Below are 14,621 nucleotides of genomic sequence, written 5' to 3' on the forward strand. Positions count from 1 at the left end.
ACCGTTAGGTGCAAGCAAAGCCACAGTCAGATTTCCTTGTTTTGCCCCAACTCTTAGACTGACCTTATGACAGAAAAAGATTTTATAGACGTAGTAGAATCAACTAACTGGAAAGCATTTAGAGGACCAGAATATTTTAACCCAGACAGTGTCGCTCCAGCGTTATCAAGCCTTATTCACTTGAGACAGGACAATGATAAATGGAAAGTCTATAATAACGTCTTATTTGCCATCGGAAATAATCATGGAGGAACATATTACCCAGCAGTTTTGTCTGCCCTTCCGCTACTTGTGCGACTATTGAAAACTACCGAAAATGAAGTAACTCGAAACTGCATTTTTGAAATATTCAGTGAATGGTATTACAGTTTCGACCCTGAAATAGGAACATACAAACTCATGACAGAGATTCAATTGGAGAGTTATGTCAGGACAAATATTAAAAGCTGTATAGCTGGGAATGTATGGAATGAGAGTGAAAGAAATATGATACTTATTGCTGACTTCCTTAACTACTTCAACGAAGAAGCAAGCACCTAACATTGGGCTTTACGCAAGTTAGGCAAGACATTTTAAAATCAGCTAATTGCAAATCCAGGCTGTAGTTCGTGCAGGACAAACACTTTCAACTTTACTTCTTAAATTCAACTTTATATTTTCAATCAGCAGCGGTTGTGGGCAGACGGAATGCTAATTCCCAACCTGCATAAAGCCCTGTTCGTTGTGTGATATTTTATGACCAATCCCGAACTTCTAAAGAATATTAAAGCAGCTGTTAAAAACAGCGGATACTCCCTTGAACAAAAGGCAGGACATCTTCTTCAGAAAAGAGGATGGATTCCCTTTTATTCAACCAATTATATTGACCCAAGTTTTGGCAAAGAACGAGAGTTAGATATTTTGGCATATAAAATTATTAATCAACGTCGGGTTGAATTGCGAATTTCTTGCAAACGTAGCAATACAAAGCCGTGGATATTATTTACTGAAGACTCTTCAAGATATGTTGAACATTCAAGTATCTTAAAAATCACACCTGTTGTATCTAATCAACACCAAAAGAGAAAAATCCTATACGCTTTACGACCATTGCCATTTTTTTCTCATAAAAGAAGAGCAATAAATTACACATCATTTACCAAAGCTGAATTTAATAATGAAGCTCGCAGTTTAATAAAGGATGGAATATTTTCTGCCTTGAATAGTATCTACCATAGAATCTTCCCAGGACAACTATTATTTGACACAAGAGGTACAATATATTTTTTCATTACACTATTTGAAGGAAATCTTTTTGAATCATATTATGACCCGTCGTTAGATGATGATGTAGTGAATGAAATTGATTATGGCATTTATGATACAAGGTTGACACTTCTTACAGAAAGACAAACTATTTCAAACGAACACGGTGCTCCAGTTCAACTATCTGACGTGATGTATTGGTTTTCCGACTGGTTTAGACTTGAAATAATTACTTGGAAAGCTTTTGACAATTATTTATCAACACTTGACAAAACTTTCAATGAAATTAGTCAAGAAGATATAACATGTTTTGGGAAATCATGGAGCGAAGAGAATTTTCCCAAAATAATTGGTGAAGCACCCAAAATATAAAAACATCACACAACATTGGTATTGCCAATAGTGGGGCTGGACATTGGAACAATCAGCAGCGATAATTCTGTTGTACTGCGGTTCGGGGCTCGACGAATAAAGCCCAGCTTTAGTTCTTAATATTTAACTTTATCAAAAAGCCAGGCAGCGGTTCCGGCGGACGAATATAAAATTCCCCACCATCGGCAATACCTGCTCGTTGTGCGTAATTATGGGACTTGATTACAGATACATAACAATTATTGAAAAATCTAACAGAGAAAGATTAATAACCAAACTTTCTATCGACGCAACAGAACATAAGAGTAAGTTTGGAAATTGTACCGTTATTCACTTTAAGTTGGACAAGGATATATTACATTACTTAAAACGCGAGATACAGCAAAATGAAAGACTAGGATACTGGAAAAATCTGTTTTTTCGAAAGTCTCGATTTAATGATTATTTCTTGGGTGACAAGGTCAAAATTGGTTGCATTTATATCGAAGAGGAAAACCTATCCGATTTCGATTACCTAATTGTGTCTTTCAAGGCCGCAAGCACATCCATGAGTATTTTATTCCAAAATTCTAGATCGATCAAAGAATGGTTTGTTGATTTAAGTAAAGAAGTGAATGCTGCGGTTACTTTTTTAGATATGGAAGATGATGGTTACAGGATTATTTATAAAAATGGGATGGAAATGGAAATGACATTTCCTGAGGATGCTGAGAAGATTTTAGACGAACAAAAATTCTATTTGAAAATATTCGAAGATTTTGGTAGGGCCAGGAATGTCTAGAGCAACTACTACCCATAATTACGCACAACATCGGCCTCTGCGGAATACGGGCTGACGAATATATCCTGATCGACATTAACACGGATGAGCTGCAGTTCAGGCGACAGGAACACGGATCGGCTATTGGAATTTAACGTCGACGACATAACTTTACTCAGCTGACGGTCCCGGCAGCCGGAACATGAAATTCCCGTACTGCGCAAGGCCGTGGGCGTTGTAGGCAACCTTAAATGACACTACCAGACAGTATGGATTTACAAAAGTTTATTGAAATCGATGAAACGAAGGAAAGCATAATTGCTAAGTTGGAGTATCTTAAAAGAGAAGGACTTCACGACTATTTGCAGTTTGGTATTTTTGAAATGGGGTTAAAACGATTACCAACAAAAAAGAGCGACCAGATTTTAGAGCAAATCATAGCTAAATCACCTAATGACTTAAATGTAAAAGTCAAAAACGCGGAACATTACAAAGCCCACCTTTGCTGTATTAAGCATGTGTTAGAAGAGATGTTCTTGAATGAACCTTTTTTGGAGAACCTTAGAAAGTATAAGGTTGAAGAAGAAAAGGATATGGTTGTTTACAATTATTACAACCTTCTTCGTGAGATTTTATTTGACATGGCTTTATTGATACAGGACTACAATCAAACTATCAAAGGAGTTGCACCGACGAAATTTTCACTGGGGAAAAACCTTTATCAAAGAGATTTTACGCTTTATCAGCTATTGCCGCAAGTTATCTTTGGACAAGCATCTTTCCATTCATTCATTGAAAGAGAACCAAACGTTTCAATTGCGATTATTAGACAGGTCATTGAATTAAGGATTAGGAAGGCATTTGGAATTATGGGCACGTACGACAAAGTGAAAGACAGTTTTGAACCTTTGCCGCTTGGACAAGTGTTTGACGAAATAAAAAAACATCAGAAAGAAATTGACTTTGCAATTCCACTTGCCAATATTGTTCGCATTAACGGCTGGTCAAATATTTTCATGCATTCAGGAATGAAAGACTACACATGGACTTTGATTTTTGTTTATCGCTATTTGCATGAATTCGCCAAAGGTAGAAAAGATGGAAAGTCATGGAGTTCAAATTCCGGCATCCGATTAAAACAGGAAACTTTAGATAAAATTGTCAACGGATTAGAACAGACATTGAAAAGCTACAATGCCAATTTAGAATTGTTTAAAACGAAGCCAGACGTTTATATTACGACATAGAAAGACTGCCTACAACATGGGTATTGCTACAACTTGGGCTGGACATTATAAACATCGGCAGCAGTAATAAATTCATCTTCGGTTCCGGCTTGATATTATAAACTTGGCTATTGAACAAAACATCAACAAAAGTTCAGCTATCAACAGCAGTTCCGGCGTGACGAATTCAAATGCCCAAACTGCAGCAATACCTGTTCGTTATGTGCCATACTGCCCAACAGTTTCACCAGCGTTGGGGCGACAGTAAAAATGTTCTTTATCATTTAGTTTTGACTTGACCCAAAGCCCACATCAGCTTGACGTTCTTTGTTCATCTTTTGTACATTTTTTGTTCTTTTGTTTTTCAATTTAGCATTTGTATCGGGTGGACTTTGGCTCAAGTCATAAGCAAGCGGACACAGTACACGGTTTAACAATCACTGCAACCTTGACAAAAACTATTGAGCAGCACGACACATAACATTTGAAAAAGCAAACAGCTATGCCATCTTACGCACCAAGGACGGAGCCAGTCAAAAAACAGGAAGAATTAGCAAAGAGAGGAATAGAGTTAATATTAGGGATTAGAAAAAATGTTGAGGCTGACAAATTATTAAAGCTTGTTGACAAATACAGAAAAGCTCAATTATCAATGCTCAAAGCTAAAGTTCATACGTTTAAAGAAAATGAATTTCAGAAAAAGCCAAACAATGTAACGTTTGAAAAGTTAGAGAAATTGACAACAGAGTGGACAGACAAAACCAATGACGACATTATTAAAGAAGTAAAAAAATCCAACAATCTTTAATGTTGCAGTTTTCGGTGGACACAGAAGCGTTTGACAACTCTGAAAATATTACAAGCTTTGGTAGCGACAGTTTTTAAAACAAAAAGTTCTTTACAAAATCAAGCACCTAATTCCAGACACGAAGAAGTACGGCACATAACAGGCGGTTTGGCAATATGGCGGGGCGACGAAAATATTCTCAACTTTTTGTTCGCTAATCGGCTTCAGTTCCAGCAGACGAATAACACCGAGCAAAAGAATAAACAATGAACTTTTAGTTATAAATTTAGCAGCGGTTTCGGGCTGACGATTTTCAAATACCGCCACATCGCCAAGCCGTGTCCGTTGTGCGCAACATAAAACCAGCCTGACCCGTTTTTGATTTATGCTGAAACTGTTAATTACTCTCGTATCATTTCTTTTTACCACCAGTTTTCTTCATTTCAGAAGATAACTGACTCCCTACAAATTGAAATAAGAGTTAAGAAAGAATATTTAGCGACTCATGACAAAAAGTATTACGAAGTGATATATCGATACGAAAACTTCGACATTACCAAGGACACTGTTGCTGAAAAAAGATTTGATATTGATTTGACAATTAAGAATACTGCAACAAATTCAATATTTATTTGGTTAATGTCTTGTTCATGGGAAGACAATTTTTTAGTAAATAATAACTACATTTTTATAGCAGGACACGATTGCGACAAAAACATTCCGACAATTGTTGAAATTAAGCCGGGTGAAAGTAGACGATATAACATTACTCTTATTAAATCTATCAAGTTTGACTATCCGTGTCGAAATTGCATTTACGGTCGACAAGTTGAAGAAACAAAGCTTGGACTCATTTTAATCAGTGATATAACCAAACGAGACTATATTGATTATCTCTTGAACATGGAAGATAGAAGCAAGTGGATAATTGTTTGGAGTAATTCAATATCCTTACTCGGAAAACAACCAGAACCTAAAACGATTAATATTTACAAAAACTGAAGAGCTGCGCACAACAGCCGCATTTGTGCTATTGGGGTGCGACGCAAAGCGTCGTTCAACAGCAGTAACGCTGTTCAGCTTTTTGTCCCAGCTTGACTTTTAAAATTAAGCAACAGAATATGTTTTGTACTTTAGTTCATCGTTCGGCAGCCGTCGCCGGGGGCGACGAATAGATGAAGTCCCCAACAGCACAAATGCCTTACGTTGTAGGCAACCCGAACCTTAAACATTGCACAATTTCGTATCGACAATTCGCAATATGAACGGCAAAGCAGTCCTTATTACTTTACTGATTGGCTTAACAACATTTATAGCTGGTTGGTATTTAAGTACTAGGCTTCGATTAAATGAAGAAGACGTTAGGTCTCAAAGAAATCAAAGTATTGTTGGTAAGGTATCCCGAGTCGAAACTACCTCTAGTAATAACCTTTCTAGCTCTATTTCTGGACGTTTTGTTTTAGCCGAATCTGGCTGTGCTGGATTAAACTTTATCAGTCACGATTTGGTGCTTTGGACAAACGAAATTTCATGTGACGATCCGGACACTCTGAAAATTCGTTGGTTGAACGACTCAAGTTTTATGACTCGGAATATTTTACGAATCAACAAGGATTGTCCCCCAAGAGTTGATATCTATAATGTTGTTTCATTCGACGGAAAGCAATTAATATTGCGAGATATTTGGACAGGGTGGAATGATTCGAAAGACGAAATTTTTGAATTTTTTAGACAACCTGATTAATCATGGGTTGCCTACAACATCGGCCTGGCGCAATACGGGCTGACGAATAAGTCCTGATCGACATCAACACGGATAAGCTGCAGTTCCGGGCGACAGGAACACGGATCAGCTTTGGAATATAACATCGACAATATATCTTTACTCAGCTGACGGTCCGGGCAGACGGAACCTGAATTCCCGTACTGCGCAAGGCCGTGGGCGTTAGGCGCAACTTGAACAACAGTGATTTGATATGCCAAACCAATTAAGCAATTCATTTAGTGGTGCACTTAGAACGTTCGCCTATTTTATGGCGAGTGGAACACAAAATACTTTAGAAGGTGTTGACTACCTCTCTCTTTATGGGAACGAGCCAAGTGCAATTGAACAGGTATTTGCCATTTATGTCAATGTCATCCAACTTGACGAAGAAGGGACGGTTTTAAATTCAAAGTATGCCGAGAAAAGAGCGACAGATTATTTGAGGGCTTATTGCGACCCAACCTTTGAGGTAACGCCGGCTTATGAGGATTGGGAAGTCGCCTTACATGCTCCGCCACCCTTGCAAGACTTAATCTGACAATAAAACTTCATGACCGATACACAAAAGCGTTTTCAAGAAACGTTCGATAGGCTCATCGCCCTTTCCACCCAAGACAAAAAGTTGTTTTTAGAGTTGCTTCTTTTTTCTTTCACGATATCAGCACGAGGGATATGGTCGGATGAGTTGCCATCCGACAGGGACAAGGTCGAAGCGTTAAAGTGGTTGAATGAACTTAATCATCGGATTTGGAACATAAGATTTGAACTGGAGGAAGGAGTTGACAGCGACAGTATTAGCCGCCTCTACGAGAACTTAAACTTTTACGGTGAGCAATCTGCTTTATTACGACAGCATGTTATGCCGACACTTTTATCTGCATTTGAACTGTTCAAAAACATTAGTGCGACAGCATAATGCGCCTAACATTCAGTTTTCCGTCAGCAGGGGGCGACGAATAAATTCTCATCGTTAGTGCTACTATCAGCTACATATCAGGCTGACCGAACGCAGATGAGCAGCAGAATATGTTTTCAACTTTTGTAACTTCGGTCGGCCACAGTTCCGGGCTGGACGTTTTCCAAATGCCCTGCCGGACGCAAAGCTGTGGCCGTTAGGCGCAATCACAACAGCTTACCGTTTTTGACAATGAAGAACATAGTGACCATAGCTTTTATAATATCAGCAGTAAATGTTTTTAGTCAGAAGAATATTTCGGGAATATATTATCACAACTTCGGTCATACTCTTATTCTAAAGAGTGACAGTACCTAGGACTTCAAAACTGGTTTTGATTTATCCTCCTCATGGTCACAAGGGCATTGGTCTTTACAGAGAGACACTGTCTATTTATTTTATGTCCCAATACTTGACACTCTCAAAGTGGGAAAAGAACGTGACACACTTGTTCTTTCGTCAGACCCAAAATCAGAACGCATTGACAGCTTAACATACATTGCTACGCTTTTATCTGGTGGCGGACAAAACAGAACACCGCACCCTCAGAAGCTATTGGTAAAGAAAAATACTTTATTGATAATAGACCCAAACGGTAAAGTTGTTGCGAAGGACTTATATGATCCGATGAGACAAAAATACTTTTCGACAAAATTTTACAAATCCAAAGACTGACGAATGCGCCTAACAAAAGTATTGCTAGCAAATGGGGCAGACGGAAGAACAATCAGCAGCAATACGCTATTGTACTGCATCTCGGCTTGACGGAATTCTCCTGATCTATTAGTCGTAAACTTGTGCATTTAATTCATTATTCTGCTGCAGTTGCGGGCAGACTCAGCATCAAATATCCCATCTGCAGCAATACTCTGTCCGTTATGCGTAACCATACAACGACATACAACAATGTTCGGACTATTTAAAAAGACAAACTGGAAAATTGAAGGAAAGCCACTTATTTTTTTCCGACAAGTTTTTTCGCAATTACCTGCCGACTTCAAATTTTTAGCAGACGGGCTTGACAAAGGGCTTTATAGAAGATTTTCTGTAAATCACGCAATGAAAGGGCACTTTTATTCAATCGGTTTTGACCCATCACAGTCCGACAAATCAATGACTAAGGGGAAGCAATTTGAGTTAGAAAACATAATAATTAAACAAGATGGACAAGCATTCAGGCTGAACATCACAATTTACGACGGACTTTGGATAGGCTTCGAAATTGAAAAAGACATTTTGGAGTTCCACAATTATCAAGTTGACTTGTCATCATTTAAGAAAAGTAAAAGCAAGTTTGCCGCAGACTCAAAAATTGAAAACCTTGTCAGCGGACTAATCTGTGAACATCTTGATTTGACAAATCTTAGCGAATTTGATGTTGACGGCAAAACCTACTATCAAATAAAGGACCTTGAAGATGGCAACTACATAGCAATTGACAATAAAGGAAAGGTATTCGGATTAATTCACGACCCATATAAAATCGAACTAATCAACAAATCTGTCAAGCAATTCGTAGACGACATTAACAATAGAAAGTTTGATTTTGACAAATACCTTAATGGGACGAATGGCTACGCATAACATGGGGTTTTCTGCTATGCTGGCTGACGAATGAATACTGATCGTCCCGTTCGCTTATCATCTGCAGTCCGGGCTGGACGAATAAAGCCGGGCGACAGAATGTAATATCATCTTCATTAACTTTACTCAACTTCGGTTCCGGGCTGACGAATCATGGAATATCAGCACAGCAGAAAGCCCTGGACGTCAGACTGTGAAAAAACTTCAAAATGCCTAAAATTTGGCTAATAGCATTTCACTGTAAGGCAATAGAGCTTATTTTAAGCGGCCTTTAAAAAGGGAGAAGAGCAGTGAGTGTTAGAAAAGGTTTGTTTAATCGGCATGTATAAAGCGCTGATAAGCCGCTTTTTTGCAGAACAAACTACCTTATCGTAGTTTGGTTTCCAGTTTTGGATCTGTTTGAGCATTTTACTAAACCCTAATATATTCTTTGTGCGCATAAAGTTGTAGCAGAACATGATCAGGTTCATTTCCCCATTTACCTTTTGCAGGCCTTTGAGTAAAGTATGAGTATACCCCCAATGTCGCTTAATGCTTCCAAATGGATGCTCACAGATGGCCTGACGTCTTTTATAGTATTGTGGATTTTGCTTTATGTTATTATCATTAATATCTACCGCATTCTGGTATTCACTTCGCTGTATGATTCGTTTGGGAAGCTTGGTGCATTGGTCTTTTAATTTACAGGTTTTACAGGCATCTGTACGATAGGTTTTAAAGCGGTAGCTGGTCTCATTGGCTTCTCCCTTTTTATGATGCCAGGTTCCCAGTGTAGTAAGTACAGCTCCCGCCGGACAGCTATAAGTATCGGTCAATTGGTTGTATTCAAAACTTTCTGCAAGGAACGCTTTGTCTATATGCTTTACTGTGGGTTGCTCTTTGTAAGCTACATGTGTTATCATGTTTTCCTGCTGGCATAGGTGCAGTTCGGCTCCTGTGTGATAGCCTTTGTCTGCAAGCAGCGTAAGATTGTCCTGCTTTTGTAACTGCAGGTTCTCTTTGGCCTGTATCGCTGCTTTGTATAAAGCTTTGCCATCATTGGTATTGGTTGCCTGTGTATGCACAATCAGGTTATGTTTGTCATCCACTGCATTTTGTGTGTTGTAAGCAACCTCCACTATGTTCTTAACAATGATGATGCTACGGCTGTCCGCATCAGTGGTGCTGATTTGTTTGTCGTTTGTATTGTTTAGCTGTTGCTGAAGGTTGTCATATTTAATGCTACGTTCTTTTAATTTGGCAAGGCCTTCGGTGATCTTTTCTTTTTTATCTGGAGGTCATCATTATCAGCAGCTGTATTTTCCTGTTTATCCAGTTCGTCCAGTTCCTGTAAATACCGGGTTGTTTTTTCCTCGATAAACTACAGGTGCTTATCAATCTTTTTCTGATTGTAATTATTCTTACTGCTGTTCACAGCTTTGAACTTGCTGCCATCAACACCTATGGTTGTTTTGCCCAACAGGCCTGCATCGCCGAGAAATTGCACGTAGAGCTTAAACATAAATTGTAAAGGCTTTACATGAACCTTGCGAAAGTCAGCTATAGTATGATAATTTGGCTGCAATTGTTGAATTAACCATTGCAATTCAATATTGCGAAGGCATTCTTTTTCCAGTTTACGGCTACTGCGTATTTTATGGAAATAGCCATAGAGATAAAGCTTTAAAAGCACACCTGGATGATACGGGGGGCGGCCTTCACTGTGGTGGCTTGTTTTGGTGAAGCCGAGTTTTTCCAGTTCCAGCTTATCTACAAAGGCGTCTATAAGCCTTACAGGATTATCTGGCGATAATTGATCATCCAGCGTAGCAAAATAAGTTTGATGACGGTTGGTGCCTTGTATAAATTGCATAAAGGTATCAAGCAAAAATCATACGCCATTTAGCTTATTCACAACCTGTGTATATTTGATTGGCAAACTGGTTTTTTCACAAACTGCCGTTAGGTGCAATTCAAGGCGCAGCACACTTTATTGGAAAAGATGATTGAACGCTTATTATATGATTTAGGAGAATCTCAGCTGGAAATTTTTCATTTTGCTGAGATGACAACTCTAGAAGTAACAGGCTTGTTAAATGACAAAATCAAAATTAATTCTGCTAAGATTGTCACATACCATAAGAACGACTATTTAGGTGAAGACGTCATTGACAATTTTAAAACTATAGAAGAATTTAATCGGTTCTTTATTGATAATCGAAAATACTATTTGCATGACTGTGACTTTGCTTGGAAGACAATATGAAAATAAATAGTCATGACGATGGTGAAGTTAGTATCTACATGCCAATAGGACATAAAGACCGAGAATTAATTAGAAGTATCTTTCGTATGAAGGGTTTGACAGAGACACTCATTGGGGAAATAATGAAAATGCCTGGATATTATTTTTCAATCACGGACGACGGCAGGATTGAATCAGTTCATAAAACTTTTGACGATTACCTAAATCGAGGGAAATGAACTGCACCTAACAGGGGGGGGGTCTGCTATGCTGGCTGAAGAATATATACTGATCGTCCCGTTCGCTTATCATCTGCAGTCCGGGCTGAACGAATAAGACCAAGCAACAGAATACATTGTCAACTGTATTAACTTTACTCAGCAGCAGTTCGGGCTGACGAATCACAGAATATCAGCACAGCAGAAAGCCCTGAACGTTACATACCACTTTATGCAAACAGCCTACTAATGGCATCAGTTTGAAAAAAACATGAATAAGACTACTTTCATTGCGACACTTTTTCTTTTATTTGTTTGTTCAGACGGAAGCTGTGTTTAAACTTTTGTTTTTCAATTTGGCTTCATATCCGGCAGACGAATAACTATTTAGCGATGTACAAATCATCAACTTTTATTTATGAATTTAGCTTCAGGTAGCCGGGGTGGACGTAAGTCTATTTCCCAGCCTTCGCAAATACCTGTTCGTTATGTGCCATACTGCCCAACAGTTTCACCAGCGTTGGGGCGACAATCACGGAATACCAGCACGGCAGAAGGCCCTGGCCGTTGGCTGAAACCGTATTGGGACACAGCGTTCATAAAATAGAAAATGAAAACTACCACACTAACGCTTATTTTGACCTTGAGCTTTTTTTCAAGTTGTCAGTCTCAAACCCAAGCGACACAAAACCCGAATGACTTGGAGCAAATCAATTCCATCTTTGACCGAATTGAAGTACAAGGGGTAGACACAAAGCAAAATCTTTTGTACGGCTATTTCTTTTTTGACAAAGACAAATCAAAATTGGAGAAACTGAAAACCGATTTGGTTGCCCAATCCTATCGGTTCGTTGAACTCGGTAAGAAAGAAAACGTCGAGTATATGCTCCATGTTGAAAAGATAGAAAAGCACACAAGACAAAGTTTGCAAAAGCGGGAAGAGGACTTACGAGTATTAGCAGGAAAGCATAACATTTCCTCATTTAACGGCTTTGACGTTGGCAATGCAGACCCGACTAAACCTTTGGTGTCTAACGAGGGCTTTGCAAGGTTTATGGCAACAAAAAATGGTAACGACCTTTTTGACTTGGGAATAAAGCTGTATGACCTTGAAATCAACGACAAAGCGGAACTTGTGTTCAGAGAATGTTTGAAGCAAAGCGTAAAGCCCGATACTTCTGCTTACAAACTTGGCAACACGCTGATAAATGAAAATAGAGTACAAGAAGGAATAAATCACCTGGTGCAGGCGACAAATTACAATCCGAACTACTTGAGTGCATTTTTTAATCTCGGAGCAACGTGTTACGACAATGGACAATTTCAAAAATCAATTGACTATTACCACCAAGCAGACAAACTAAAGCCAAACGACGACCGAATAATCTACGGAATGGCAGCTTCACAATATGCTATTCAACAGTATGATAAATCATTGGCGAATTGCAAGAAAGCATTGCAACTTAATAAAGACAATGATAACGCAAAGCAGCTACTCCAAATGCTTAATGGCAAAACCAAGTGACAAAAAACGGCTACAGCCAACAAAAGTATTTGCAAAAGTTTGGCAGACGGAAAAACAATCGACTAAAAATCGCTACTGTACTGCGTCCGGGTTGGACGGAATTCTGCTGAACAGTTGCTGCTAACTTTTTCTTTTAATCTTTATTCAACATCAGTTCCGGGCCGGATTATCAACAATTCCCTGCCTTCGCAAATACTCGAACGTCAGTTTGTGAAAAAACTACCTTTTGAAGCTGAAAAATTCGGGTACCTGATGGAGGTACATTTCATATAAGCGATTCTAAGCGTCTTCGTTTTAGTTTTTTCACAGTCTGACGTTAGCGGTAATTCTTATGGAAGCCCCTTTCTCTGATATAACATTGTATGCCCCGACACCTCATGCTGTCGGAACAGCTGGATATTGGGAAGACACTTCGCTTAAAAATTTTGTTAGTGATCTGTATGTTCAAAGAATGAATGGCTATAAGCCTCCGAACACAACCAGAATAACGCTTGAACCATCTTTTCATAAGATTTGGAATCGAACATGGAAGGATGGCTCTCTCGTATCGATAGCCCCTTTTTTTAGCTATGACGAGTATGCTTCGCTTGACAAGAAAGGAAAGTATAAATATGTTCTTGATGTTATTCATACGGCAGTACTTCAATTGAGTGACGAGTATAAATGGGACAGAACTGTTTTTGAAAAAGCCTATAAAGAAATAATCGAAAGTGATTTTGAATTTAAAATCATATATCCAACAAAAATGTCGAGAGATAAAAAGAAGGTTGGACAAGTATTGATTGAAAAGACCCAAAAAGTAACGACATTAAATTTACTATTTACTATTGGCAATGATATAAAGAAGGTTACACTTTTCGAGAACAGGAACTGGTTCTGGTATGATATCGCATATGAGATAGCAAAAAATTCGAAATGGCTCGACAATAACACATTCGGAGTTTATTCAAAGAAAAGTGATAGGTACGGCTACTATTCACTTCTTGACGATGTTGTAATTGGAAAATTGGACTTTAAAGAAGACGAATTCATAATCTAAATAAAAAACTACCGCTAATATGGGGTTTTCTGCTATGCTGGCTGACGAATATGTACTGATTGTCCCGTTCGCTTATCAGCTGTAGTCCGGGCTGGACGAATAAAGCCGAGCAACAGAATATAACATCATCTGCATAACTTTACTCAGCTTCGGTTCCCGGCTGACGAATTACGGAATATCAGCACAGCAGAATGCCCTGGACGTTAGCGGTCAGGCTTAGGCAATCACTCCTACATTATGAGAAGAATAATCACGGTCATACTTTCTGCATTTTTGCTATCTAATTGCGGTGACATCAAGAAAGTCGACACTTCTGAAAACAATAGCCGTGAACTTGTTCCTGAGCCGGACAAGGCTGAACGATTAAGGTATGAAGCATTACAAAGATTGCGGACCTCGGGTTGCGAATTTTTAAATCCAGATACTTCAATATTGCCAATAAAAATCAGAGATGCCAAAAGCGGCAAGAACTTCATTGGAAATGAAAAGCCTGGAAGTGGAGACGAGTATCGTTTCTATTCAAACAATTTCCAGCAGTTATTATCACTAACGCAACATTCAGGTGACGGGCAATACCAAATAAGCATTTTCAAAGTTGGCTACGCAAAAAAGGAGGACTACCGATACAAAAGGCTTGATGTTGACACCATCAAAACGGAAAAGGGAATAAGACTTGGAATGTCAAAAGCGGATGTTGTTAGCCGATTGGGCAACTGCTACGCAGCTCTTGACAGTTCAAAAAATTACATCGAGCTATATTACAGAATAGAAACTCCGAAGGACACAAAAACTAATCTACTTGGTCGTCATAACATGCCCATTTATTATGCATCATACAAAATCAGGAATGGTGGACTTGAAGCGTTTGAATTTGGTTTCGACTACCCTTAAAACCGTAGCCCGAACCGCTAACCTCGGTTT

Annotated in this window: 16 protein-coding genes; 14 read left to right on the forward strand and 2 right to left on the reverse strand. The window is 38.8% G+C overall.

Annotation, left to right across the window (positions count from 1 at the left end):
* Window positions 1-66 precede the first annotated feature (66 nt).
* From F0364_RS26315 to F0364_RS26360, 10 genes are all read left to right on the forward strand, one after another.
* The gene (locus F0364_RS26315) at window positions 67-540 is read left to right on the forward strand and encodes a hypothetical protein (RefSeq protein ID WP_153798776.1); all 474 of its coding nucleotides are present in this window, start codon (window positions 67-69) and stop codon (window positions 538-540) included.
* A gap of 195 nt (window positions 541-735) precedes the next feature.
* Window positions 736-1,617, forward strand: a complete 882-nt coding sequence (locus tag F0364_RS26320) for a hypothetical protein (protein ID WP_153800807.1) — start codon at window positions 736-738, stop codon at window positions 1,615-1,617.
* Window positions 1,618-1,828: 211 nt separating this feature from the next.
* Window positions 1,829-2,398, forward strand: a complete 570-nt coding sequence (locus F0364_RS26325; RefSeq protein WP_153800808.1) for a hypothetical protein — start codon at window positions 1,829-1,831, stop codon at window positions 2,396-2,398.
* A gap of 248 nt (window positions 2,399-2,646) precedes the next feature.
* Window positions 2,647-3,624: a hypothetical protein gene (locus F0364_RS26330; RefSeq protein WP_153800809.1), complete on the forward strand. Its 978-nt coding sequence runs from the start codon at window positions 2,647-2,649 to the stop codon at window positions 3,622-3,624.
* A 463-nt stretch (window positions 3,625-4,087) separates the two neighbouring features.
* Entirely contained in the window at window positions 4,088-4,411 is a 324-nt protein-coding gene (locus tag F0364_RS26335) for a hypothetical protein (RefSeq protein ID WP_153800810.1), read from the forward strand.
* Between the two features lie 357 nt (window positions 4,412-4,768).
* Window positions 4,769-5,392, forward strand: coding sequence for a hypothetical protein (locus tag F0364_RS26340; protein ID WP_153800811.1), 624 nt, complete (start codon window positions 4,769-4,771; stop codon window positions 5,390-5,392).
* Between the two features lie 259 nt (window positions 5,393-5,651).
* The gene (locus F0364_RS26345; RefSeq protein WP_153800812.1) at window positions 5,652-6,134 is read left to right on the forward strand and encodes a hypothetical protein; all 483 of its coding nucleotides are present in this window, start codon (window positions 5,652-5,654) and stop codon (window positions 6,132-6,134) included.
* A 232-nt stretch (window positions 6,135-6,366) separates the two neighbouring features.
* A complete protein-coding gene (locus F0364_RS26350) occupies window positions 6,367-6,693 on the forward strand; it encodes a DUF7677 family protein (RefSeq protein ID WP_153800813.1) in 327 nt (108 codons plus the stop codon).
* A 12-nt stretch (window positions 6,694-6,705) separates the two neighbouring features.
* Window positions 6,706-7,071 carry a hypothetical protein gene (locus F0364_RS26355; protein ID WP_153800814.1) on the forward strand — a complete coding sequence of 122 codons (366 nt, stop codon included), beginning with the start codon at window positions 6,706-6,708 and terminating at the stop codon, window positions 7,069-7,071.
* Between the two features lie 945 nt (window positions 7,072-8,016).
* Window positions 8,017-8,694, forward strand: a complete 678-nt coding sequence (locus F0364_RS26360; RefSeq protein ID WP_153800815.1) for a hypothetical protein — start codon at window positions 8,017-8,019, stop codon at window positions 8,692-8,694.
* 260 nt (window positions 8,695-8,954) lie between these two features.
* On the opposite strand, the gene F0364_RS26365 is transcribed toward F0364_RS26360, so the two are convergent.
* Both F0364_RS26365 and F0364_RS26370 read right to left on the reverse strand, forming a co-directional pair.
* On the reverse strand, window positions 8,955-9,812 hold the full coding sequence (locus F0364_RS26365; protein ID WP_262885420.1) for a transposase: 858 nt from the start codon (window positions 9,810-9,812) through the stop codon (window positions 8,955-8,957).
* A gap of 242 nt (window positions 9,813-10,054) precedes the next feature.
* A complete protein-coding gene (locus F0364_RS26370) occupies window positions 10,055-10,546 on the reverse strand; it encodes a transposase (protein ID WP_153800817.1) in 492 nt (163 codons plus the stop codon).
* A 129-nt stretch (window positions 10,547-10,675) separates the two neighbouring features.
* Between F0364_RS26370 and F0364_RS26375 the strand changes: the two genes are divergently transcribed.
* The 4 genes from F0364_RS26375 to F0364_RS26390 all read left to right on the forward strand — a co-directional run bounded on the left by F0364_RS26375 (window position 10,676) and on the right by F0364_RS26390 (window position 14,591).
* On the forward strand, window positions 10,676-10,939 hold the full coding sequence (locus tag F0364_RS26375) for a hypothetical protein (RefSeq protein WP_153800818.1): 264 nt from the start codon (window positions 10,676-10,678) through the stop codon (window positions 10,937-10,939).
* A gap of 807 nt (window positions 10,940-11,746) precedes the next feature.
* Window positions 11,747-12,661 (forward strand): ribonuclease E inhibitor RraB, encoded by a 915-nt coding sequence (locus tag F0364_RS26380; RefSeq protein WP_153800819.1) that lies wholly within the window; start codon window positions 11,747-11,749, stop codon window positions 12,659-12,661.
* Window positions 12,662-12,992: 331 nt separating this feature from the next.
* Complete coding sequence (locus F0364_RS26385; protein WP_153800820.1) at window positions 12,993-13,700, forward strand: hypothetical protein; 708 nt, start codon at window positions 12,993-12,995, stop codon at window positions 13,698-13,700.
* A 237-nt stretch (window positions 13,701-13,937) separates the two neighbouring features.
* A complete protein-coding gene (locus F0364_RS26390; protein ID WP_153800821.1) occupies window positions 13,938-14,591 on the forward strand; it encodes a hypothetical protein in 654 nt (217 codons plus the stop codon).
* The last annotated feature ends 30 nt before the right edge of the window (window positions 14,592-14,621 follow it).

The sequence above is a fragment of the Foetidibacter luteolus genome (assembly GCF_009650435.1).
Taxonomy (GTDB): Bacteria; Bacteroidota; Bacteroidia; order Chitinophagales; family Chitinophagaceae; genus Foetidibacter; species Foetidibacter luteolus.

Bases quoted from the DNA above. Each gene is read 5' to 3' on its own strand.
- F0364_RS26330 (WP_153800809.1), top strand. From the start codon at position 2,647: ATGGATTTACAAAAGTTTATTGAAATCGATGAAACGAAGGAAAGCATA.
- F0364_RS26370 (WP_153800817.1), bottom strand. From the start codon at position 10,546: ATGCAATTTATACAAGGCACCAACCGTCATCAAACTTATTTTGCTACG.
- F0364_RS26380 (WP_153800819.1), top strand. From the start codon at position 11,747: ATGAAAACTACCACACTAACGCTTATTTTGACCTTGAGCTTTTTTTCA.
- F0364_RS26350 (WP_153800813.1), top strand. From the start codon at position 6,367: ATGCCAAACCAATTAAGCAATTCATTTAGTGGTGCACTTAGAACGTTC.
- F0364_RS26320 (WP_153800807.1), top strand. From the start codon at position 736: ATGACCAATCCCGAACTTCTAAAGAATATTAAAGCAGCTGTTAAAAAC.
- F0364_RS26315 (WP_153798776.1), top strand. From the start codon at position 67: ATGACAGAAAAAGATTTTATAGACGTAGTAGAATCAACTAACTGGAAA.
- F0364_RS26390 (WP_153800821.1), top strand. From the start codon at position 13,938: ATGAGAAGAATAATCACGGTCATACTTTCTGCATTTTTGCTATCTAAT.
- F0364_RS26325 (WP_153800808.1), top strand. From the start codon at position 1,829: ATGGGACTTGATTACAGATACATAACAATTATTGAAAAATCTAACAGA.
- F0364_RS26360 (WP_153800815.1), top strand. From the start codon at position 8,017: ATGTTCGGACTATTTAAAAAGACAAACTGGAAAATTGAAGGAAAGCCA.
- F0364_RS26385 (WP_153800820.1), top strand. From the start codon at position 12,993: ATGGAAGCCCCTTTCTCTGATATAACATTGTATGCCCCGACACCTCAT.
- F0364_RS26345 (WP_153800812.1), top strand. From the start codon at position 5,652: ATGAACGGCAAAGCAGTCCTTATTACTTTACTGATTGGCTTAACAACA.
- F0364_RS26355 (WP_153800814.1), top strand. From the start codon at position 6,706: ATGACCGATACACAAAAGCGTTTTCAAGAAACGTTCGATAGGCTCATC.
- F0364_RS26375 (WP_153800818.1), top strand. From the start codon at position 10,676: ATGATTGAACGCTTATTATATGATTTAGGAGAATCTCAGCTGGAAATT.